Raw genomic sequence first — 20,870 nt, 5'->3', positions numbered from 1 at the left:
GTGGGGGCACGGCGGGTGACCGCCGACCTTTGTTTCACAGGGAGCCCCGGTAGCCCAGCGGTAGAGGCAATGGTCTCAAACACCATCCAGCGTCGGTTCGAATCCGACCCGGGGTACTTTTCCTTCTCTTCCAAGGTCGCCTTTTCGGGCGGCTTTTCACTTGGGACTGTCGTCCTCTCCGATGTGGTGAACCCGCACCATGTTCGTCGCGCCCGGAATTCCGGGCGGTGAGCCCGCGGTGATGACCACGATGTCGCCCTTTTCGCAGCGGCCGTATTTCAGCAGAAGTTCGTCCACCTGGCCGACCATGGCGTCCGTCGAGTCCGCGTGGGGGCCGAGGAAGGTCTCCGCGCCCCAGGTCAGACTGAGCTGGGAGCGGGTGGCCGGTTCCGGGGTGAAGGCCAGCAGCGGGATCGGCGAGCGGTAGCGGGAGAGGCGGCGGGCCGTGTCGCCGGACTGGGTGAAGGCGACCAGGAACCGGGCGCCCAGGAAGTCCCCCATCTCCGCGGCCGCGCGGGCCACCGCGCCGCCCTGGGTGCGGGGCTTGTTGCTCTCGGTCAGCGGCGGCAGGCCCTTGGCGAGGACGTCCTCCTCCGCGGCCTCGACGATCTTCGCCATCGTGCGGACGGTCTCGACGGCGTACTTGCCGACGCTGGTCTCGCCGGAGAGCATCACCGCGTCCGTGCCGTCGATGACCGCGTTGGCGACGTCCGAGGCCTCCGCGCGCGTCGGGCGGGAGTTGTCGATCATCGAGTCCAGCATCTGCGTCGCCACGATCACCGGCTTGGCGTTGCGCCTGGCGAGCTTGATGGCACGCTTCTGCACGATCGGGACCTGCTCCAGGGGCATCTCCACGCCCAGGTCGCCGCGCGCGACCATGACGCCGTCGAAGGCGGCGACGATGTCGTCGATGGCCTCCACCGCCTGCGGCTTCTCCACCTTGGCGATGACGGGCAGCCTGCGCCCCTCCTCGTCCATGATGCGGTGCACGTCCTCGATGTCCCGGCCGCTGCGCACGAAGGACAGCGCGACGACGTCGGCGCCGGTGCGCAGGGCCCAGCGCAGGTCCTCCTCGTCCTTCTCGGACAGGGCGGGCACGGAGACGGCGACGCCGGGCAGGTTGAGGCCCTTGTGGTCGGAGACCATCCCGCCCTCGACGACCCGGGTGCGCACGCGCGGGCCGTCGACGGAGGTGACCTCCAGGCAGACCTTGCCGTCGTCGACGAGGATGCGCTCACCGGCGGTGACGTCGGCGGCGAGGCCGGCGTAGGTGGTCCCGCAGGAGTGGCGGTCGCCCTCGGCGCCCTCCTCCACGGTGATGGTGAAGGCGTCGCCGCGTTCAAGGAGTACGGGACCTTCGGCGAAGCGGCCGAGCCGGATCTTCGGGCCCTGAAGGTCGGCGAGGATGCCGACACTGCGGCCGGTCTCGTCGGCGGCCTTGCGGACGCGCTGGTAACGCTCCTCGTGCTCGGCGTGCGTACCGTGGCTGAGGTTGAGTCGGGCGACGTCCATTCCGGCTTCGACCAGGGCTTTGATCTGGTCGTACGAGTCGGTCGCGGGTCCCAGAGTACAAACGATCTTTGCTCGGCGCATGATTCGACCCTAGGCCTTACCGGCGGGTAGGGAATTGGTCGTGGGTGACTACTCAACAACCTCTGAGTGAAAGGCTGTTGACAACTATTGAATTGTGCGCAGGGGTGCTCCGATGAGCATTCCGCGACCTTCTAGAGTCGCGGCGGAGCCATGGTGAACCGCGCGTTCACCGCGGCCTGCACGGTCTGCCGCTGGGGTTCGAGATCGAGCGCGGCGGGGGCGTCCTCGGCGCCCGCCGCGTAGGCCATGGAACGCATCCGGCCGCGATAGGGCTGGGCGTCCTCGGCGCCGATGTCCGCCAGTTCGACCAGGGCGACGAGCGACGTGCCGAGCGCCTCGGCGTACTCCCTCGCCCGCTGGACGGCCTCCCGCACCGCCAGCTGCCGGGCCTCCCGATGGGCCGGGGAGCCGGGGCGCAGTGCCCACCACGGGCCGTCCACCCGGGTCAGTTCCAAGTCGGCCAGTCGGGTGGTGAGTTCGCCGAGGGCGGTGAAGTCGGTGAGCTCGGCGGTGATGTGGACGCGGCCGTGGTAGGCGTGGACACGCTCCCCGCGCCCCTTGTCCTTCAGTTCGGGGCTGATGGAGAAGGCGCCGGTCTCGACGTGCTCCACGGCCTCGCCGTAGGACTTGATCAGCTCCAGGGCCGTGGCGTTGCGGCGGGTGAGGTCGTCCAGGGCGGCCCGGCGGTCCTTGCCGCGGGAGGCGACGGTGACGCCGATGCGGGCGATCTCGGGGTCGACTTCGAGGTGGGCCTCGCCGCGGACGGCGATGCGGGGGGCGTCCGGGGTGCCGTAGGGGGCGGGGCGCGTCTCGTCCGGTGCGGGCGTGGTCATACGCCCCACTCTGTCACTTCCCGGCCCGTCGCCGGGGTGCGTAGGCGCGAGAGAGGTCACCGGATCGAAACCTGGCGGGTCTGTTGCCGCTTGCCATGCTCGGGTCAGAATCTACGCGCGTTGTTGACCTTTTCCCGAGGAGATCGAGACATGCCCTTGAACCGGCGGAAGTTCCTGAAGAAGTCGGCCGCGACCGGAGCGGGGGTGGCGATCGTGAGCGCGGCGGCGGCTCCGGCGGCGCAGGCGGCGCCGGGCACGACGGCGAAGAAGCCCGCCAAGCGGTACGCGCTCACCGTCATGGGCACCACCGACCTGCACGGGCACGTCTTCAACTGGGACTACTACAAGGACGCGGAGTACTCCGACAAGGCCGGCAACGCGCAGGGCCTGGCACGCGTCTCGACGCTCGTGAACCAGGTGCGCGAGGAGAAGGGCCGCTGCAACACGCTGCTGCTGGACGCGGGCGACACCATCCAGGGCACCCCGCTGACGTACTACTACGCGAAGGTGGACCCGATCACCGCGGAGGGCGGCCCGGTGCACCCCATGGCACAGGCCATGAACGCGATCGGGTACGACGCAGCGGCCCTGGGCAACCACGAGTTCAACTACGGCATCGAGACGCTGCGGAAGTTCGAGGAGCAGCTGCGCTTCCCGCTGCTCGGGGCGAACGCGCTGGACGCGAAGACGCAGAAGCCCGCCTTCCCGCCGTACCTCATCAAGAAGTTCCGGGTGCCGGGAGCGCCGCCGGTGAAGGTCGCGGTGCTCGGTCTGACGAACCCGGGCATCGCGATCTGGGACAAGGCCTATGTGCAGGGGAAGCTGCAGTTCCCGGGGCTGGAGGAGCAGGCCGCGAAGTGGGTGCCGAAGCTGAAGTCGATGGGCGCGGACGTGGTGATCGTGTCCGCGCACAGCGGCTCCTCCGGCACGTCCTCCTACGGCGACCAGGTGCCGTACGTCGAGAACTCGGCCGCGCTGGTCGCGCAGCAGGTCCCGGACATCGACGCGATCCTGGTGGGCCACGCGCACGTGGAGATCCCCGAGTTGAAGGTCACCAACTCGGTCACCGGCAGGACGGTGGTGCTGTCGGAGCCGCTGGCGTTCGCGGAGCGCCTGTCGGTGTTCGACGTCGAGCTGGTCTTCGCGCGGGGCCGGTGGACCGTGGAGTCGGTGTCGTCGAAGGTGCTGAACTCCAACACGGTCGCCGACGACCCGAAGATCACCAAGCTGCTGACGGACGAGCACGCGAAGGTCGTCGAGTACGTCAACCAGGTCGTCGGCCGGGCGACCGAGACGCTGACGACGGTCGAGGCCCGCTACACGGACGCGCCGATCATCGACCTGATCACGAAGGTGCAGGAGGACGTGGTGAAGTCGGCGCTGGCGGGCACGCAGTACGCCTCGCTGCCGGTGATCGCACAGGCCTCGCCGTTCTCGCGGACGTCGCAGATCCCGGCCGGCGATGTCACCATCCGGGACCTGTCGTCCCTCTACGTCTACGACAACACGCTGGTCGCCAAGCTGCTGACGGGCGCTCAGCTCCGGGCGTACCTGGAGTACTCGGCGGAGTACTTCGTGCAGACGGCGCCGGACGCGGCGGTCGACGTGGAGAAGCTGACCAACGCCGGCAACCGCCCGGACTACAACTACGACTACGTGTCGGGGCTGTCGTACGAGATCGACATCGCCCAGGCGGCCGGTTCGCGGATCAGGAACCTCACGTTCGGCGGTGCCGCGCTGGACGACGCGCAGCAGTTCGTGTTCGCGGTCAACAACTACCGTGCCAACGGCGGCGGGGCCTTCCCGCATGTGGCGTCCGCGCAGGAGCTGTGGTCGGAGTCGACGGAGATCCGTACGCGGATCGCGGAGTGGGTGACGGCGAAGGGCGTGCTGGACCCGAAGGACTTCGCGTCGGTGGACTGGAAGCTGACGAGGAACGGCACGCCGGTCTTCTAGAGCGTGCGGAGCGTTTCCCGCGTGCCGTCCACGAGCGGGGTGAGGACCTGCGCCTGCCGGGCCGGCGGGACGACGCGCGTGGGCGGCTGCTGTTCGTCGAGTCCGAAGGTGGTGAAGGCCGTTCGCCCGGGCAGCGGGTAGGCCTCACAGCCGCTCAGGGTGTTGAGGAGGGCCGCGCTGCGCCAGGCGGCGAGGCCGAGGTCGGGGGTGCCGACGCCGTGGGTGTGGCGTCCGGCGTTCTGGACGTACACCGAGCCGGTGACGGAGGGGTCGCAGACCAGGCGGAAGGACTCGTCGACCCGGGGGCGTTCGCGGCTGTCGCGGCGCAGGTAGGGATCGAGGCCGGCGAGGATGCGGTCGAGGGGGCGTTCGCGGTAGCCGGTGGCGAGGACGACGGCGTCGGTGGTGAGGCGGGATCGCGTGTTCTGCTGGGTGTGCTCCAGATGGAGCTCGACCTTGGTGGTCGCGATCCTGCCCGCCGTGCGGACGCGGACGCCGGGGGTGAGGACGGCGTCGGGCCAGCCGCCGTGCAGGGTGCGGCGGTAGAGCTCGTCGTGGATGGCGGCGAGGGTGTCGGCGTCGATGCCCTTGTGCAGCTGCCACTGAGTGGTGACCAGACGGTCGCGGACGCCTTCGGGGAGGGCGTGGAAGTAGCTGGTGTAGTCGGGCGTGAAGTGTTCGAGGCCGAGCTTGGAGTACTCCATCGGCGCGAACGCCTCGGTGCGGCCGAGCCAGTGCAGCCGTTCGCGGCCCGCGGGGCGGGTGCGCAGCAGGTCCAGGAAGATCTCGGCGCCGGACTGGCCCGCGCCGATCACCGTGACATGGCCGGCGGCGAGAATCGTGTCGCGGTGGGCGAGGTAGTCGGCGGCGTGGAACACCGGGACGGCCGGGGCCTCGACGAGCGGCTTGAGGGGGTCGGGCACGTACGGCTCGGTGCCGATGCCCAGGACGACGTTGCGCGTGTAGGTGCGGCCGAGGGCCTCGGCCTCCCCGTCGCTGTCGAGCTGGGTGAAGTCGACCTCGAAGAGGTCGCGTTCGGGGTTCCAGCGGACGGCGTCTACCTGGTGGCCGAAGCGCAGGCCCGGCAGTTGGTCGCTGACCCAGCGGCAGTAGGCGTCGTACTCGGCGCGCTGGATGTGGAAGCGCTCGGCGAAGTAGAAGGGGAACAGGCGGCCGCGGGCCTTGAGGTAGTTGAGGAAGGTCCACGGGCTGGTGGGGTCGGCCAGGGTCACCAGGTCGGCGAGGAAGGGGACCTGGATGCGGGCGCCGTCGATGAGCAGGCCCGGGTGCCAGTCGAAGGCGGGGCGCTGGTCGTAGAAGACCGCGTCGAGTCCGGTGAGGGGGTGGGCGAGCGCGGCGAGCGAGAGGTTGAAGGGGCCGATGCCGATGCCGACCAGGTCGCGGGGGGCGTCGGGCTCGTGGTGCGGGGGGTGGGGGTTGGGGGCGGTGCTCATCGGGGGGTGTTTCCTTCCGCGAGGTCCTGCGCGCGTTGTGGGCTTGGTTCTCCTGCTCGGAGGGCTTCCGTGACGGCCGTGAGCAGGGTGGTCAGGTCGGCCGGGCGGGTGTGGGGGTTGAGGATCGTCGCCTTGAGCCAGAGGCGGCCGTCGAGGCGGGCCCGGCCGAGGACGGCGCGGCCCCGGTCGAGGAGGTGCCTGCGGACGGCGGCCACCGCCTCGTCGGCGGCCCGGGCGGGCCGGAACAGGACCGTGCTGATGGTGGGGCGGTCGTAGAGCTCGAAGCCGGGGTGGTTCTGGACGAGCGCCGCGAACTCCCCGGCGCGGTCGCAGACTTGGTCGACGAGGGCGCCGAGGCCTGTGCGACCCAGCGTCTTGAGGGTGACGGCGGTCTTCAGGACGTCGGGGCGGCGGGAGGTGCGCAGGGAGCGGCCGAGGAGGTCGGGCAGGCCGGCTTCGGTGTCGTCGGGGGCGTTGAGGTAGTCGGCGCGCTGGTGCAGGGCACCGAGGTCATGGGCGTCGCGCACGGCGAGGAGGCCGGCGGGGACCGGCTGCCAGCCGAGCTTGTGCAGGTCGAGGGTGACGGTGTCGGCGGCCGCCAGGCCGGTGAGCAGGTGGCGGTGGCGGACGCTGAACAGCAGGCCTCCGCCGTAGGCGGCGTCGACGTGCAGGCGGGCGTGGTGCGCCCGGCACAGGCGGGCGATCTCGGGCAGGGGGTCGATGAGGCCGGCGTCGGTGGTGCCGGCGGTGACGGCGACGAGCCACGGTCCGGGAACGGCGGTGAGGGCCTCGTCCAGGGCGGCCGGGTCGAGGGTGCCGGCGGGTGCGGGCACGATCACCGGCTCGGGCAGGCCGAGGAGCCGGGCGGCGCGGGGCAGCGAGTGGTGGGCGTTGGCCCCGCAGACGAGCCGGAGCCCGGCGCCGAGGGTCTCGCGGGCCAGGAGCAGGGCGAGCTGGTTGGACTCGGTGCCGCCGGTGGTGGCCAGGGCGTCGGCGCCGTGCGCGTCGGGCGGGCCCGGGTAGACCTCCCGCGCGAGTGCCCGGGTCACGAGGGCTTCCAGTTCCGAGGCCGCGGGCGCCTGGTCCCAGGAGTCCAGGGACGGGTTGAGCGCGCTCGCGGCGAGGTCGGCGGCCACGGCGACGGCGAGGGGCGGGCAGTGCAGATGGGCGGCGCACAGGGGGTCGGCCGGGTCGGCGGCGCCCGCGGCGAGGACGTGCACGAGGGTGCGCAGGGCGTCGGGATCGCCGTCCCGCGGCAGTACGTCACCGACGGCGGCCCGCACCCGCGCGGCGACGGCGTCGGGCCCCCCTGCGGGCAGCGGGCCGCCGCGTTCGCGCGCGCCGTGGGCGAGTGCGTCGAGCACGGTCTCGAGCAGGGGGCGCAGGGCGTTCGGGCCTCCGGGGCCCGAGGCGAGGCTCGGTGTGCTCATGGGTTCCTCCGGGACGCGCGAGCAGAGGGAGTTCCAGCTTGTACGTGGATGGGCGCGCGTGCCCGAATAGTTCAACGATCGGAACCCGAAGGGGGGTACTCCCGTGCGGGGAAAACGTGTTGGGGCCGCCTCGGCCCGTCGCGGTGGCGACGGGCCGAGGCGGCCCCGGCGTCTTGGGCCTGTGTCCCTAGCCCTGCCTCACCCGCAGTGCGCGGCGCAGGTCGTCGAGTTGGTCGACGAGCTTGCGGCGCAGTGCCGGGATGGGGTCGGCGTCGCGCAGGCACGCCTCGCCCAGGCGCAGCGTCTCCGCGTCGACCGCGTGCGCGGGGAAGGCCGAGCGGCCCGCGGCGTCGGCGATGGCGGGGCCGCGGCGGGCGGAGACGGCGACGGCGTCCTCGTAGTAGCGGGGGACGTACGCGCCGACCAGGTCGGCCTGTTCGGGCTGCCAGAAGCCCTGGGCGGTGGCGATGAAGAGGTAGTTGGACAGGTCGTCGCTGCCGAACATCGCCTCCCATGCCTTGGCCTTGCCCGTCTCGTCGGGCAGGGCGGCCCGGCAGCGGGCGGCGCCCTCCTGGCCGCTGGCGGAGGGGTCGCGGTCGAGTTCGAGGGCGATCTCCGCCTCGTCGACGGCGCCGAGGACGGCGAGACGGGCGAGGACCCGCCAGCGCAGCTCGGGGTCGAGTTCCGGGCCGCCGGGGACGGTGCCGTCGGCGAGCCAGGCGGCGATCGTGTCGGGCTGGGCGGCGACGTCGATGAAGTGGCGCACGGCGATCAGGCGCAGGCCGGGGTTGTCGCCGTCCTCGGTGCGGCGGATGAGGTCGCGGCAGAGGGAGGAGAGGGTGGCCAGGGCGGCGGGGCGGTCCTCGGTGGCGACGTAGCGGCCGGCGATCTGGGCGGTGGCGAAGGCGAGGACGCCCTGGACGAGGGCGAGGTCGGTCTCGTGCGGGAGGTGGGCGCGGGCCGCCTCCAGGTAGGCGGTGGGCGGGAGTTCGCCGTCGCGGACGCTGTCGCGCAGGGCGTTCCAGACGACCGCGCGGGTGAGCGGGTCGGGCAGGCCGCACAGGTTGGACCGCACGGTCTGGAAGGACTCCGCGTCGAAGCGGATCTTGGCGTAGGTGAGGTCGCCGTCGTTGAGCACGAGCAGCGCGGGGCGCTTGCCGAGGGGGTGGGGCCCGGTCTGCGGGACGTCGAGGTCGAGGCGCCGGCGCAGTACCAGGTGGCGGCTCTCGTCGGCGACGTCCTGGTCGTAGAGGCCGACGGCCACGCGGTGCGGGCGGCTGCCCGTGTGCTCGATCTCCAGGGTGTACGTGCCCTCGTCGCCGCGGGTCACCACCGGCCTGAGGGTGTCGACGCCGGTGGTGCGCAGCCAGGCGTCGGCCCAGGCGTGGACGTCGCGCTCGGTGGCGGAGGCGAGGGAGTCGATGAAGTCGGCGAGGCCGGCGTTGGCGAACCGGTGGCGGGCGAAGTGGGTGTTGATGCCGGCCAGGAAGTCCTTCTCGCCGAGCCAGGCGACCAGCTGACGCAGCGCGGAGGCGCCCTTGGCGTAGGAGATGCCGTCGAAGTTGAGGAGGGCGGAGGCCGTGTCGTCGACGTTCTCGGGGGCGACGGGGTGGGTGGACGGGCGCTGGTCGGCGTCGTAGCCCCAGGCCTTGCGGGCGACGCCGAAGTCGGTCCAGGTGTCGCTGAAGCGGGTGGCCTCGGTGAGGGTCTGGTAGCCCATGTACTCGGCGAAGGACTCGTTCAGCCAGATGTCGTCCCACCAGCGCAGGGTGACCAGGTCGCCGAACCACATGTGGGCCATCTCGTGGGCGACGACCATGGCCCGGGTCTGGCGCTCGGTGTCGGTGACGGCGGAGCGGTAGACGAACTCGTCGCGGAAGGTGACCAGGCCCGGGTTCTCCATGGCGCCGGCGTTGAACTCGGGGACGAACGCCTGGTCGTAGGAGTCGAAGGGGTAGGGCTCCTCGAACTTCTCGTGGTAGCGGTCGAAGCACCGCCGGGTGATGTCGAACAGCTCGTCGGCGTCCGTGTCCAGGTAGGGGGCGAGCGAGCGGCGGCAGTGCAGGCCGAAGGGCAGCCCGCGGTGCTCGGTGCGCACGGAGTGCCAGGGGCCGGCGGCGACGGCGACGAGGTAGGTGGAGATCAGGGGCGTGGGGGCGGCCTGCCAGCGGCCGTCGTCGAGGCGCTCGGTGATGCCGTTGGCGAGGACCGTCCAGCCGTCGGGGGCCGTCACGGTCAGCTCGAAGACGGACTTGAGGTCGGGCTGGTCGAAGGCGGCGAAGACGCGCTGGACGTCGTCCATGAACAGCTGGGTGTAGACGTAGGTCTCGCCGTCGGTGGGGTCGGTGAAGCGGTGCATGCCCTCGCCGGTGCGGGAGTAGCGCATGCGCGCCTCGACGCGCAGCTCGTGCTCGCCGGCGGTGAGGCCGTCCAGGGGCAGGCGGTTGCCGTCCAGGCTGTCCGGGTCCAGGGGCTGTCCGTCGAGGGTGGCGGCGAGCAGCTCGGCGGGCTTGAGCTCGACGAAGGTGGCGGCGTCCGTGCGCGCGGCGAAGCGGATGACGGTGCGGGAGTCGAAGGTCTCGTCGCCGGTCGTCAGATCGAGCTCGATCGAGTAGCGGTGGACGTCGAGGAGCCTGGAACGGGTCTGCGCTTCGTCGCGCGTCAGTACGGACATGCGGGTAATGCTGCCCGATGGTGCTGACACGGCACAGAGGCGGATCGGTACGCGGTCTATGTCCGGTCCTGCTCGAGCTCCCCGTCGTGCGCCTCGGACGCCCGCTGCGGGGGCACCCGGGCGTCCGGGTGGGGCAGGGCGGCGCCGGGTTCGGGCTCGTCCGTTCCGGTGGTGCCGGGGTACTCCTTGACGAGGGCGCGCAGTTCGCGGATCTCCTGTTCGAGGGCGAGCCGGGCGCGGTGGGCGTCGTAGAGGTAGCGGACCTTGGTGCGCAGGGCCCAGGGGTCCACGGGTTTCATCACGAGGTCGGCGACCCCGAGGCCGAAGGCGGCGGCGGTCAGTTCGTGGTCGGGGCCGAAGCCGGTGACCAGGATGACCGGGATGTGCTGGGTCTGTTCCACGCGGCGCATGTAGCGCACCACCTCGAGGCCGCTGACCCGGGGCATGCGGACGTCGAGGACGAGGAGGCCGACCTGCCCGCGGAGCACCTGCTTGAGCGCCTCGTCGCCACTGGTGGCGCGGCCGAGCTGGTAGCCCAGCGGGGCCAGGGCGCTCTCCAGCGCGTACAGCGTGTCCTCGTGGTCGTCGACGATGAGGATCTTGGCATCCGGCATGGCCCGACGTCCCTCCCGCGTGGGACAACCAGTTTATGACCGAACCACTGACGGGGCGTGTCCGTCAGCTGACGAGCTGTGCACAGCGCAGCATGCCCCCGGGCGGCTCGCCTGTCACCTCATTTGCCGCATCTACCGAGGTCAATTCGCCGTTTTTGCGCTGCCGTTGACGGCGTCCTCGGCGATGCGCTCGTGGTGGCGGATGACTTCGGCGATGATGAAATTCAGGAACTTCTCAGCGAAGGCCGGGTCGAGCTTGGCGCTTTCGGCCAGGCCCCGCAGGCGCTCGATCTGGCGGGCCTCGCGGGCCGGGTCTGCGGGCGGCAGTTGGTGTGCGGCCTTGAGGTGGCCGACCTGCTGGGTGGCCTTGAAGCGTTCGGCGAGCATGTGGACGACGGCCGCGTCGATGTTGTCGATGCTGTCGCGCAGCCGGGCCAGTTCGGCGAGAACGGCCGGGTCGACGTCGCCGGCCGCGTTGTTGCTGGTGGTCATGGGCGCACAGCCTACGGGGCGGGGGCGCGTTCGATCATGGGCGGATCCCCGGGATCGGGCACCTGGTTGCTCCAGCCACCGGGGACGGCGCGGTACTGCTGCGCGCGGAAACGGATCGGCGCCGTGCCGACGCGGCGGGTGAACAGGCGGGAGAAGTAGGCCGGGTCGTCGTAGCCGACACGGCGGGCGACGGCGGCGACGGGCAGCTCGGTGGCGGCGAGGAGTTCTTTTGCGCGGCCGAGACGGATGCCGAGCAGGTAGTCCTTGGGGCTGCAGCCGGCGCCGCGCCGGACGGCGGTGCGCAGTTCGGCGGGGGTCATGCCGTGCCGTGCGGCGTGGTCGGCGACCGTCAGCGGCAGACAGGCGTCGCGGGCCAGGGCCCTGAGGACGTCGTCGCCGTCGGGGGCGAGGTCGGCGCGGGCGCGGCGCAGGGCCACGAGGAGTTCGTGGACGGCCGCACCGGTCTCGACCTCCAGCAGGGGGTTGCCGCGGCGGGCGGCGCGGGCCATGCGGCCGATGACGGCGCGCGGCCCGGCGGCGTCGGAGAGGGCCACCACGGGGCGGTGCGGCTCTATGTAGCAGAGTTCGGTGTACGTGGCGGTGGCGGGCCCGGTGAAGTCGACGAAGCCCTCGTCCCAGCCGCCGTCGGGGTCGGGCGCGTAGTGGTGGGGCACTCCGGGGGTGAGCCACAGCAGTGCGGGTGCGGTGACGGTCGTACGGCGTCCGTCGGGGGCCCGGTACCAGCCGGTGCCGGCGTTGATGACGACGGCGACGTGGTGGTCGAGGGTGCGGGGGCCGACGGTGGGCAGCGCGCCGTACTGCAGGCCGACGCCGAGGCAGACCAGGCCGAGCCGGTGGTGGGCGGGGCCGGGGCTGAAGAACCGCATCCAGGTGTGGTACATCGGCGCGCTCCTCCCGCTCCCCCGCCCGGTGGCGTCGTTTTCGTCCAAGCAGCGCCGATCTTTGTCCATGGACGTGATCACCGCCAGGGGTGAGGGTGGGGCGCATGAGCGAGTTCACGGTGGGGGAAGCGGACTTCCTGCTGGACGGGCGGCCCGTGCGGGTGCTGTCCGGGGCGCTGCACTACTTCCGGGTGCACGAGGCGCACTGGGGTCACCGGCTGGCGATGCTGCGGGCGATGGGCCTCAACTGCGTGGAGACGTATGTGCCGTGGAACCTGCACGAGCCGAGGCCCGGTGTCCACGAGGACGTGGCCGCCCTCGGCCGGTTCCTGGACGCGGCCCGGAAGGCGGGGCTGTGGGCGATCGTGCGGCCCGGGCCGTACATCTGCGCCGAGTGGGAGAACGGCGGGCTGCCGTACTGGCTGACGGGCGAACTGGGCACGCGCGCGCGTACCCGCGACGAGCGGTTCCTGGCGCATCTGCGGCGCTGGTTCGCCGCGCTGCTGCCGCAGATCACGTCCCGGCAGATCGACCGCGGCGGCCCTGTGATCATGGTCCAGGTCGAGAACGAGTACGGCAGCTACGGCTCGGACGCCGCGTATCTGCGCCGGCTGACCGAGCTGCTGCGTGAGCAGGGCGTCACGGTCCCGCTGTGCACCTCCGACGGACCCGAGGACCACATGCTGTCCGGCGGCTCGGTCCCGGGCGTCCTCGCCACCGTGAACTTCGGCTCCCACGCGCGCGAGGCGTTCGCGGCCCTGCGCCGGTTGCGCCCAGAGGGGCCGCTGATGTGCATGGAGTTCTGGTGCGGCTGGTTCGACCACTGGGGCGGCACACATGTCACCCGGGACGCCGGGGACGCGGCGGCCGCGCTGCGCGAGATCCTGGAGTGCGGCGCCTCCGTCAACCTCTACATGGCGCACGGCGGCACCAGCTTCGCCGGCTGGGCGGGCGCCAACCGGGGCGGCGGCGCCCTGCACGACGGCCCGCTGGAGCCGGACACGACCTCCTACGACTACGACGCCCCCGTCGACGAGTTCGGCCGTCCGACCGAGAAGTTCCGGCGGTTCCGGGAGGTGCTCGCCGAGTACGCCGGGGGCCCGCTGCCCGAGGTGCCGCCCGCTCCCCCGGCGCTGGGCGGGCCCGCCGAGGTGCGGCTGACCGGGCGGGCGTCCCTGGACGCCGTACTGGAGGCGCGCGGCGGCCCGGAGACGGCGTCGCCCGTGCCGCCCACCTTCGAGGAGCTGGACGTCGACCGGGGCCTGGTGCGGTACGCGGTGACGGTGCCCGGGCCACGGCAGCCCCTTCCGCTGCTCGCGCGCGGTCTGCGGGACCTGGCCGTGGTGTACGTCGACGGGGAGCGGGCCGGGGTGCTCGCCGAGGGCGACGAGCAGCTCAAGGAGCCCGTCGCCGGGCACGCGCGCGTGGAGCTGTGGGTGGAGTCCCTGGGCCGGGTCAACTACGGTCCCCGCAGCGGCGAGACCAAGGGCATCACCGGGGGCCTGCTGCACGAGCGGCAGTATCTGCACGGGGTACGCGCGCGTGGGCTGCGACTGGACGCGCTGGACGACATAGGGGACGTGCCCTTCGCGCCGTACGCCGAGGACGGCGCCCCCGGCCTGTACCGGGGCACCGTCACGGTGCGGGGGGCCGGGGACGCGCTGCTCGAACTGCCGGGCCGCACCCGCGGCTTCGCGTGGATCAACGGCTTCGGCCTGGGCCGCTACTGGTCGGCCGGCCCGCAGCGGTCGCTGTATGTGCCGGGACCGGTGCTGCGCGAGGGCGAGAACGACGTGTGGCTGCTGGAGCTGGAGGAGGCGTCCGCGAAGCCCCCGCGGCTGCGGCCCGTCCCGCCGCCCGGCGCCGGGAACCCGACCAGCGAAAATCCGCTCTCCTGCCCGTAGAGTGGAATCGGGTTCAGGGCGTCTTGGGGGTTCAGGCGTGGCGAACGGCGGACCGGTCGAGCACGGCTACCCACACCTGGAGACGGTGCGGGCCGCCATCACCGCGCTCTACAGGCGGTTGTCCTACGACACCATCCAGACGTTCTCGGCCAGCGTGCTCCCGGCCGACGTGGCCTTCTGCGACACCGACGACCTCCATCTGGGCACCCAGCGCGTGGCCCGCGAGCTGGTGCGCCACTACCGTCTCCCGGACGCCCGGATGATCGTCGGCTTCCGCGAGATGACGCACGCGGCGAACGTCGAACTCGCCGCGGGCCCGGAGTACTTCGTGGAGCTGAACGACCGTTTCCGCACCCACCGCCGGGACATCGGCGCCGCCCTGGCCCACGAGATCATGCATGTGTATCTGCACCGCCTGGACCTGTCCTTCCCGGGCACCCGCGAGAACGAGATCCTCACCGACACGGCGACGACCTACCTGGGCGCGGGCTGGCTGCTGCTGGACGCCTACCGGGAGGACGCGGCCTCCTCGCAGAAGCTGGGCTATCTGACGCCGGAGGAGTTCGGCTACGTCCTGGCGAAACGGGCCCTGGTCTTCCACGAGGACCCGTCCGTGTGGTTCACCAGCCCGCAGGCCTACGAGGCCTACACCCGGGGCATGGCCCAGGCCCGCCGCGACGAGCAGCAGCCCCCGTTGACGGCGGCCGGCTGGGCGGGCCGCCGCCGCTACGCCCGCGACCGCCGCCACGCCCAGGACCGGGCCGGCCCCGCTCATCCGGAGGTCCCCTACAGCTTCACCCCCGACGGCCACGGCCCGCTCCGGGTGTCGTTCCCCTGCCCGACCTGCCACCAGCGGATCAGGGTGCCGGTGAAGGGACGGGTCCGGGCGCGCTGCGGGTTGTGCAGGACCGTACTGGAGTGCGACACGTAGGCGTCAGGCGGCGACGGACCGGCGTGGCAGCGCCCCGCACAGTGCCGCGCTCACCACGAACCCGCCGACCACCCAGGGCATCGCCGCCCCGAGCGCGTCCCGCAGGCCCGAGGCGGCGTGGTCGAAGAACACGGTCCCCACGGCGGCCGCCCCGAGCGCGCCCCCGAACTGCTGGGCCGTGGCGAAGATCCCCGACGCCCCGCCCGCCAGTTCGCCCGGCACCGCGGACAGCACCACGTTCACCAGCGGCACCACCAGGAGCCCCAGCCCGGCCCCGGCGAGCACCAGCCCCGGCACCAGCGGCCAGGCGCCGGTGTGCACGTCCGCCGCGTCGACGACCGCCGCCCACACCCAGCCGAAGCCGCCGGCCATCAGCAGCGCGCCGGCTCCGAGCACCAGCCGCCCGTACCGCACGGCCAGTCCGTCGGCGGCGGGCGCGGTCAGGAAGCTGCCGACCGAGAAGGCCACGGCCACCACGCCGGCCTGCATGGGCGTGTAGCCCTCGCCGCCCTGCAGCCAGATCGCGAAGACAAGGAAGAAGCCCTGCATGCCGATCGAGAAGAGCAGCTGCACGAGCACCCCCACCGAGAAGGCGGGCAGCCGGAACGCCCGCGCGGGCAGCAACGGCACCGTCGTACCCCCCTCGCGCCTGCGGGCCTCGAACACGCTGAGTCCGGCGACGGCGCAGACGCCGACGGCGAGGCAGAGCCAGCCCCACAGCGGCCAGCCGTTGTCCCGCCCCTGCACCAGCGGGAGCACGATCGCGATCAGTCCGGCCGCCAGCAGCAGGCTCCCCGGCACGTCCGGCCGCCCGGCCGAGCGCTCCCTGGTCGGCGGCACCAGCACCAGCGCGGCCACCAGCGTCCCCACGGCCACGGGCACGTTGACCAGGAACACCGAGCGCCAGCCCCAGCCGAACAGGTCGGCGTCGGTGAGCAGGCCGCCGAGCAGGAGCCCCACCGCCGAGGCGAACCCGGCGACGGCCCCGTACATCCCGAAGGCGGCCCCGCGCTCCTTGCCGCGGAACAGGGTGCGGAACGAACCGAGCACCTGCGGCATCAGCACCGCCGCCATCACGCCCTGCACGGCTCGCGCGGCGATCAGCTGACCCGGTGTCTGGGCCAGGCCGGAGGCGAGGCTCGCGAGCCCGAATCCGGCGGTGCCGGCCAGGAACAGGCCGCGGCGGCCGAAGCGGTCCCCGAGGTGGCCGGAGACGATGAGCGTGGCCGCGAAGCCGAGCAGGTAGGCGGAGACCAGCCATTGGAGGTCGCTCTGGGAGGCGTGCAGGTCGCGGCCGACGGACGGGATCGCCACGTTCACGATGGTCACGTCCAGCAGGTCCATCAGCGCCGCGATCATCATCACGACGGCGGCGGCCCAGCGGCGCGGGTACGGCTCGGCGCCGGGCGGCGCCGCGGCAAGGGTGGTGGTCATGGGGGTCCCCCTGAGAGTCCCGGATTTATTTCGTTCGGACGAACGAAAGACTTGCACCGGGACAGCCCCGAGCGCAAGTGCTTAGTTCGGCCGAACGAAATATTTGTTAGGGTGGGTCCATGAGCGGCAGTGAGACCGGCGGACAGGACCTGGTGCCGAACCTGGAGTCGGTCGTCCCCTGGGACGACGAGCGGCGGGCGAAGACGCTGCTGCGGCTGTTCGCCGTGGGCCGCGAGCACAGCGGGATGACGGTGATGTTCCACTCCGCGGTGGCCGCCAGGCAGGGACTGAACCCCACCGAGGAGAAGACCCTCGACCTCCTGGAGCGGCACGGCCCGCTCACCGCGAAGGAGCTCGCCGGGCACACCGGGCTGGCCCCCGCGTCCGTGACCGGTCTGGTCGACCGTCTGGAGGCCAAGGAGTATGTGCGCCGGATCAAGCACCCGACGGACAAGCGGCGGGTGCTCGTCGAGCTGAACCGGGAGAAGATCGCCGAGTTCTTCGCGTTCTTCGAGGAATGGGCGCGCGAGATCGCCGAGGCGTGCGAGGAGTTCAGCACGGACGAGCTGGATACGGCGATCCGCTTCCTGCAGGTGATGACGGAGCAGCAGCGCAGGGCCGCCGCCCGGATGTCCCACTGAGCGCGCTCAGGCGCCGTACACCGCCCCCGGCGCCTCGGCCAGCGCGAGCAGCTTCAGAGCCTCCTCCCCCGCCTCGGCGGGGGTCCGGCGTGCCCCCTTGTCGGCGCTCGGCCCGGGCCGCCAGCCCTCCATCACGGTGATCCGGCCGCCCTCCGCCTCGAAGACCCGGCCCGTCACGCCGGCGCTCGCGGCGGAGCCGAGCCAGACGACGAGCGGCGAGACGTTCTCGGGGGCCATGGCGTCGAAGCCGGCCTCGGGGGCGGCCATCGTCCCGGCGAACGTCCGTTCCGTCATCCGGGTGCGGGCCGCGGGGGCGATCGCGTTGACCTGGACGCCGTAGCGGGCCAGTTCGGCCGCGGCGACCAGCGTCAGGCCGACGATCCCGGCCTTCGCGGCGCTGTAGTTGCCCTGCCCGACCGACCCCAGCAGGCCGGCTCCGCTGCTGGTGTTGACGACCCTGGCCACCGGGGTCCGGCCCGCCTTGGCCTCCGCCCGCCAGTGCGCGGCGGCGTGCCTGAGCGGCAGGAAGTGCCCCTTGATGTGCACGCGCATCACGGCGTCCCAGTCGTCCTCGTCGAGGTTGACCAGCATCCGGTCGCGCAGGAAGCCGGCGTTGTTGACGAGGGTGTCGAGGCGGCCGTAGGCCTCCAGGGCGGTCGTGACGAGCGAGGCCGCGCCCTCGGCGGTCGCGATGTCGCCGCCGTGGGCGACCGCCTCGCCGCCCGCCGCGCGGATCTCGTCGACGACCCGTCCCGCGGGGCTGCCGGGGCCCGGCGCACCGTCCAGGCCGACCCCCAGGTCGTTGACGACGACCCGCGCGCCCTCCGCCGCGAAGGCCAGTGCGTGCGCCCGCCCGAGCCCGCGTCCGGCGCCGGTGACGGCGACGACCCGGCCATGACAGATTCCGCTCATCTCACGTCTCCTTGTTGGCGGTTGCGGCATCGAGGAAGGCGGGCCGCTCTCCGCCTCCGTGCACCAGCAGGCTCGCGCCGGTGATGTAGGCGGCGGCGTCGGAGGCGAGGAAGACGGCGGCGGCGCCCACGTCGGCGGGGGTCGCCAGCCGGCCGAGCGGCACCGTCCGGGAGACCGCCTCGACGCCCTCCTCGCCGCCGTAGTGCAGATGGGACAGCTCGGTACGGACCATGCCGACGACGAGGGTGTTGACGCGCACCTCGGGCGCGAACTCCACGGCCATCGAGCGGGCGAGGCTCTCCAGCCCCGCCTTGGCCGCCCCGTAGGCCGCCGAGCCGGGTGAGGGCCGGCCGCCGCTCACGCTGCCGATCATCACCACCGACCCACGGCTGCGCCGCAGGTGCCCGTACGCGGCGAGGGAGGCGGTCAGCGGAGCGACGAGGTTCAGCTCGATCACCCGGGCGTGCCGATGGGCGTCCGCCTCCGTAAGCCGCCGGTAGGGCGTGCCGCCCGCGTTGTTGACGAGGACGTCGACGCGGGCGAGCGCGGCGAAGAAGTCGTGCACGGCATCCGCGTCGCGCAGGTCCAGCGGCATGAACTCCGCCCCCTTCAGGGGCACTTCGGGCGGCCTGCGGGCACAGATCACGACCTGCGCGCCGGCCTCCGCGAAGGCCCGCGCGATCCCGGCGCCGACGCCTCGCGTGCCGCCGGTGACGACCGCGACCTTCCCGTCCCAGTCCATTCGCCGCTACCCTCCACCTAACAAACGTTTGGTGGAAAGGTAGCTGATGCTTCCATGGGTGTCTCCACCTCGTCCCCGGAAAAGGGACCGGAAGGTCCGCAGGGGCTGAAAGAAGACGCGATCGCCGTCGTGACGGTCGACTTCCCGCCGGTGAACGCCCTTCCGGTACAGGGCTGGTTCGCCCTGGCCGACGCCGTGCGCACGGCCGGGCGCGACCCGCGGGTGCGCTGCGTGGTCCTCGAGGCCCGGGGGCGGGGCTTCAACGCGGGCGTGGACATCAAGGAGATCCAGGCCGGCGGCCCGGGCGCACTGGCGGGCGCGAACCGGGGCTGCTTCGAGGCGTTCGCGGCGGTGTACGAGTGCGAGGTGCCGGTGGTGGCGGCCGTGCAGGGGTTCTGCCTGGGCGGCGGCATCGGACTCGTCGGGAACGCCGACGCGATCGTGGCGAGCGAGGACGCCGTGTTCGGGCTGCCCGAGCTGGACCGCGGCGCCCTGGGCGCCGCCACACACCTGGCCCGGCTGGTCCCGCAGCACCTGATGCGCGCCCTCTACTACACCTCGCGCACCGCGACCGCGGCAGAGCTGCACGCGCACGGCTCGGTGTGGCGGGTGGTGCCCCGCGGTGAACTCCGTGACGCGGCGCTGGAGTTGGCGCGGGAGATCGCCGCGAAGGACGGGGAGCTGCTGCGTCTGGCGAAGGCCGCCATCAACGGCATCGACCCCGTCGACGTGCGCCGCAGCTACCGCTTCGAGCAGGGCTTCACGTACGAGGCGAGCACGGTCGGGGTCGCCGACCGGGTCCGGGACACGTTCGGCAAGGAGGGCGGCTGAGTGGGCGACAAGACCATGACCGCGGACGAGGCCGTCGCGCGGCTGCGCAGCGGCATGACCCTCGGCATCGGCGGCTGGGGTTCGCGCCGCAAGCCGATGGCCCTGGTCAGGGCGTTGCTGCGGTCCGACGTCAGGGATCTCACGGTCGTCTCCTACGGCGGTCCGGACGTCGGCATGCTGGCGGCCGCCGGACGGATACGGAAGCTGGTGGCCGCCTTCGTCACCCTCGACTCCATCCCCCTCGAACCGCACTACCGCGCGGCCCGTGAGCGCGGCGCGATCGAACTCATGGAGATCGACGAGGCGATGTTCATGTGGGGGCTGCGCGCGGCGGCGAACCGGCTGCCCTTCCTGCCGGTGCGGGCCGGCCTCGGTTCGGACGTGATGCGGGTCAACCCCGGTCTGCGCACAGTCACTTCGCCCTACGACGACGGGGAGACGTTCGTGGCGATGCCCGCCCTGCGGCTGGACGCGGCACTGGTGCACGTCAACCGCGCCGACCGGCTGGGCAACGGACAGTACCTGGGCCCGGACCCGTACTTCGACGACCTGTTCTGCGAGGCGGCGGACGAGGCGTACGTGTCGTGCGAACGGATCGTGGACACCGCCGAGCTGACCAAGGAGGCGGCGCCGCAGACGCTGCTGATCAGGCGGCACGCGGTCACCGGTGTCGTCGAGGCACCGGGCGGCGCGCACTTCACGTCCTGCGTACCGGACTACGGCCGGGACGAGGCCGCCCAACAGGAGTACGCCACCACGCCCTGGCCGGAGTACGCCGAACGCCGGCTCGACTCGCCCGGGAGGGAGGGATCATGACCGTCACCCGTGCCGAGTACTGCGTGATCGCGTGCGCCGAGGCCTGGCGGGACGACGGCGAGGTGCTGGCCAGTCCGATGGGCCTGATCCCCGCCCTCGGTGCCCGGCTGGCCCGGCTCACCTTCGCGCCGGACCTGCTGCTGACCGACGGCGAGGCGACGCTGGTCCGCCCGGACGGGACACCGGAGGGATGGCTGCCGTACCGGCGGCACCTGGAGTTCGTCACCGGCGGCCGGCGGCACGTGATGATGGGCGCGAGCCAGATCGACCGGTTCGGCAACCAGAACATCTCCTGCATCGGCGACTGGGAGCGGCCGAAGCGGCAGTTGCTCGGGGTGCGCGGTGCGCCGGTCAACACCCTGAACAACCCGACCAGTTACTGGGTGCCCCGGCATTCGCGCCGGGTCTTCGTCGAGAAGGTCGACATGGTGTGCGGGGTGGGGTACGACCGCGCGGGCGGCGCGCGTTTCCACCGGGTCCCGCGTGTCGTGTCCGACCTGGGCGTCTTCGACTTCGCGACCCCGGACCACTCGATGCGGCTGGCCTCGCTGCATCCGGGGGTCACGGTGGCGCAGGTCAGGGAGGCGACCTCGTTCGACCTGGCCGTCCCGGACGAAGTACCGCCCACGCGCGAGCCCACCGCCGAGGAACTGCGGCTCGTCCGCGAGGTGCTCGACCCGGCGAACGCCCGTGCCGGGGAGGTCGCCTAGC

The 20,870-nt window shown here is 72.4% G+C and carries 18 protein-coding genes and 1 tRNA gene; 8 read left to right on the top strand and 11 right to left on the bottom strand.

The window, feature by feature from the left end:
• Positions 1-43: 43 nt before the first annotated feature.
• Positions 44-116, top strand: a tRNA-Leu gene (locus tag ACQF4J_RS33780).
• A gap of 40 nt (positions 117-156) precedes the next feature.
• Here the strand turns inward: ACQF4J_RS33780 and pyk are convergent.
• Together pyk and ACQF4J_RS33770 are read right to left on the bottom strand one after the other, a co-directional pair.
• Positions 157-1,593, bottom strand: coding sequence for a pyruvate kinase (gene pyk / locus ACQF4J_RS33775; protein ID WP_351561943.1), 1,437 nt, complete (start codon positions 1,591-1,593; stop codon positions 157-159).
• Positions 1,594-1,724: 131 nt separating this feature from the next.
• A complete protein-coding gene (locus tag ACQF4J_RS33770) occupies positions 1,725-2,426 on the bottom strand; it encodes an SIMPL domain-containing protein (protein WP_351798634.1) in 702 nt (233 codons plus the stop codon).
• Positions 2,427-2,576: 150 nt separating this feature from the next.
• On the opposite strand from ACQF4J_RS33770, the gene ACQF4J_RS33765 reads away from it, so the two are divergent.
• A complete protein-coding gene (locus ACQF4J_RS33765) occupies positions 2,577-4,382 on the top strand; it encodes a bifunctional metallophosphatase/5'-nucleotidase (RefSeq protein WP_351561949.1) in 1,806 nt (601 codons plus the stop codon).
• Here ACQF4J_RS33765 and ACQF4J_RS33760 read toward each other — a convergent pair.
• The 6 genes from ACQF4J_RS33760 to ACQF4J_RS33735 all read right to left on the bottom strand — a co-directional run bounded on the left by ACQF4J_RS33760 (position 4,379) and on the right by ACQF4J_RS33735 (position 11,948).
• On the bottom strand, positions 4,379-5,836 hold the full coding sequence (locus tag ACQF4J_RS33760) for a lysine N(6)-hydroxylase/L-ornithine N(5)-oxygenase family protein (RefSeq protein ID WP_351561952.1): 1,458 nt from the start codon (positions 5,834-5,836) through the stop codon (positions 4,379-4,381). The genes ACQF4J_RS33765 and ACQF4J_RS33760 overlap by 4 nt on opposite strands.
• The gene (locus tag ACQF4J_RS33755) at positions 5,833-7,266 is read right to left on the bottom strand and encodes a pyridoxal phosphate-dependent decarboxylase family protein (protein WP_351798637.1); all 1,434 of its coding nucleotides are present in this window, start codon (positions 7,264-7,266) and stop codon (positions 5,833-5,835) included. The genes ACQF4J_RS33760 and ACQF4J_RS33755 overlap by 4 nt, the downstream gene beginning before the upstream one ends.
• A gap of 187 nt (positions 7,267-7,453) precedes the next feature.
• Positions 7,454-9,940 carry an aminopeptidase N gene (gene pepN / locus ACQF4J_RS33750; RefSeq protein WP_351561958.1) on the bottom strand — a complete coding sequence of 829 codons (2,487 nt, stop codon included), beginning with the start codon at positions 9,938-9,940 and terminating at the stop codon, positions 7,454-7,456.
• Between the two features lie 56 nt (positions 9,941-9,996).
• On the bottom strand, positions 9,997-10,554 hold the full coding sequence (locus tag ACQF4J_RS33745; protein WP_351561960.1) for a response regulator: 558 nt from the start codon (positions 10,552-10,554) through the stop codon (positions 9,997-9,999).
• A 141-nt stretch (positions 10,555-10,695) separates the two neighbouring features.
• The gene (locus ACQF4J_RS33740) at positions 10,696-11,046 is read right to left on the bottom strand and encodes a chorismate mutase (RefSeq protein ID WP_142151315.1); all 351 of its coding nucleotides are present in this window, start codon (positions 11,044-11,046) and stop codon (positions 10,696-10,698) included.
• Positions 11,047-11,057: 11 nt separating this feature from the next.
• Entirely contained in the window at positions 11,058-11,948 is an 891-nt protein-coding gene (locus ACQF4J_RS33735) for a helix-turn-helix domain-containing protein (RefSeq protein WP_427167538.1), read from the bottom strand.
• 104 nt (positions 11,949-12,052) lie between these two features.
• Here ACQF4J_RS33735 and ACQF4J_RS33730 point away from each other — a divergent pair, with 104 nt between their 5' ends.
• Both ACQF4J_RS33730 and ACQF4J_RS33725 read left to right on the top strand, forming a co-directional pair.
• Positions 12,053-13,852, top strand: a complete 1,800-nt coding sequence (locus ACQF4J_RS33730; protein WP_427167537.1) for a glycoside hydrolase family 35 protein — start codon at positions 12,053-12,055, stop codon at positions 13,850-13,852.
• Positions 13,853-13,889: 37 nt separating this feature from the next.
• Positions 13,890-14,783 carry a hypothetical protein gene (locus ACQF4J_RS33725; RefSeq protein ID WP_351561967.1) on the top strand — a complete coding sequence of 298 codons (894 nt, stop codon included), beginning with the start codon at positions 13,890-13,892 and terminating at the stop codon, positions 14,781-14,783.
• A gap of 3 nt (positions 14,784-14,786) precedes the next feature.
• On the opposite strand, the gene ACQF4J_RS33720 is transcribed toward ACQF4J_RS33725, so the two are convergent.
• Entirely contained in the window at positions 14,787-16,217 is a 1,431-nt protein-coding gene (locus ACQF4J_RS33720; RefSeq protein WP_351561970.1) for an MFS transporter, read from the bottom strand.
• A 119-nt stretch (positions 16,218-16,336) separates the two neighbouring features.
• On the opposite strand from ACQF4J_RS33720, the gene ACQF4J_RS33715 reads away from it, so the two are divergent.
• Positions 16,337-16,858 (top strand): MarR family winged helix-turn-helix transcriptional regulator, encoded by a 522-nt coding sequence (locus ACQF4J_RS33715; protein WP_351561972.1) that lies wholly within the window; start codon positions 16,337-16,339, stop codon positions 16,856-16,858.
• Positions 16,859-16,864: 6 nt separating this feature from the next.
• On the opposite strand, the gene ACQF4J_RS33710 is transcribed toward ACQF4J_RS33715, so the two are convergent.
• A complete protein-coding gene (locus ACQF4J_RS33710) occupies positions 16,865-17,770 on the bottom strand; it encodes an SDR family oxidoreductase (RefSeq protein WP_427167536.1) in 906 nt (301 codons plus the stop codon).
• 1 nt (position 17,771) lies between these two features.
• The gene (locus tag ACQF4J_RS33705) at positions 17,772-18,512 is read right to left on the bottom strand and encodes an SDR family oxidoreductase (RefSeq protein ID WP_351561978.1); all 741 of its coding nucleotides are present in this window, start codon (positions 18,510-18,512) and stop codon (positions 17,772-17,774) included.
• A gap of 54 nt (positions 18,513-18,566) precedes the next feature.
• On the opposite strand from ACQF4J_RS33705, the gene ACQF4J_RS33700 reads away from it, so the two are divergent.
• The 3 genes from ACQF4J_RS33700 to ACQF4J_RS33690 are packed head-to-tail and all read left to right on the top strand — an operon-like array spanning position 18,567 to position 20,869.
• On the top strand, positions 18,567-19,343 hold the full coding sequence (locus ACQF4J_RS33700; protein WP_351561981.1) for an enoyl-CoA hydratase family protein: 777 nt from the start codon (positions 18,567-18,569) through the stop codon (positions 19,341-19,343).
• Complete coding sequence (locus tag ACQF4J_RS33695) at positions 19,344-20,159, top strand: CoA transferase subunit A (RefSeq protein WP_351561984.1); 816 nt, start codon at positions 19,344-19,346, stop codon at positions 20,157-20,159.
• Complete coding sequence (locus ACQF4J_RS33690; RefSeq protein ID WP_351798654.1) at positions 20,156-20,869, top strand: CoA-transferase subunit beta; 714 nt, start codon at positions 20,156-20,158, stop codon at positions 20,867-20,869. The genes ACQF4J_RS33695 and ACQF4J_RS33690 overlap by 4 nt, the downstream gene beginning before the upstream one ends.
• The last annotated feature ends 1 nt before the right edge of the window (position 20,870 follow it).

Origin of the sequence: Streptomyces sp. C1-1, from assembly GCF_050214755.1 — a bacterium.
Lineage (GTDB): Bacteria > Actinomycetota > Actinomycetes > Streptomycetales > Streptomycetaceae > Streptomyces.
The sequence above is the reverse complement of the archived record's forward strand: the minus strand, read 5'-3'. Positions and strand labels throughout refer to the sequence as shown.

Coding starts and splice junctions, on each gene's coding strand:
- pyk (WP_351561943.1), bottom strand. CDS start 1,593: ATGCGCCGAGCAAAGATCGTTTGTACTCTGGGACCCGCGACCGACTCG.
- ACQF4J_RS33770 (WP_351798634.1), bottom strand. CDS start 2,426: ATGACCACGCCCGCACCGGACGAGACGCGCCCCGCCCCCTACGGCACC.
- ACQF4J_RS33765 (WP_351561949.1), top strand. CDS start 2,577: ATGCCCTTGAACCGGCGGAAGTTCCTGAAGAAGTCGGCCGCGACCGGA.
- ACQF4J_RS33760 (WP_351561952.1), bottom strand. CDS start 5,836: ATGAGCACCGCCCCCAACCCCCACCCCCCGCACCACGAGCCCGACGCC.
- ACQF4J_RS33755 (WP_351798637.1), bottom strand. CDS start 7,266: ATGAGCACACCGAGCCTCGCCTCGGGCCCCGGAGGCCCGAACGCCCTG.
- pepN (WP_351561958.1), bottom strand. CDS start 9,940: ATGTCCGTACTGACGCGCGACGAAGCGCAGACCCGTTCCAGGCTCCTC.
- ACQF4J_RS33745 (WP_351561960.1), bottom strand. CDS start 10,554: ATGCCGGATGCCAAGATCCTCATCGTCGACGACCACGAGGACACGCTG.
- ACQF4J_RS33740 (WP_142151315.1), bottom strand. CDS start 11,046: ATGACCACCAGCAACAACGCGGCCGGCGACGTCGACCCGGCCGTTCTC.
- ACQF4J_RS33735 (WP_427167538.1), bottom strand. CDS start 11,948: ATGTACCACACCTGGATGCGGTTCTTCAGCCCCGGCCCCGCCCACCAC.
- ACQF4J_RS33730 (WP_427167537.1), top strand. CDS start 12,053: ATGAGCGAGTTCACGGTGGGGGAAGCGGACTTCCTGCTGGACGGGCGG.
- ACQF4J_RS33720 (WP_351561970.1), bottom strand. CDS start 16,217: ATGACCACCACCCTTGCCGCGGCGCCGCCCGGCGCCGAGCCGTACCCG.
- ACQF4J_RS33715 (WP_351561972.1), top strand. CDS start 16,337: ATGAGCGGCAGTGAGACCGGCGGACAGGACCTGGTGCCGAACCTGGAG.
- ACQF4J_RS33710 (WP_427167536.1), bottom strand. CDS start 17,770: ATGAGCGGAATCTGTCATGGCCGGGTCGTCGCCGTCACCGGCGCCGGA.
- ACQF4J_RS33705 (WP_351561978.1), bottom strand. CDS start 18,512: ATGGACTGGGACGGGAAGGTCGCGGTCGTCACCGGCGGCACGCGAGGC.
- ACQF4J_RS33700 (WP_351561981.1), top strand. CDS start 18,567: ATGGGTGTCTCCACCTCGTCCCCGGAAAAGGGACCGGAAGGTCCGCAG.
- ACQF4J_RS33690 (WP_351798654.1), top strand. CDS start 20,156: ATGACCGTCACCCGTGCCGAGTACTGCGTGATCGCGTGCGCCGAGGCC.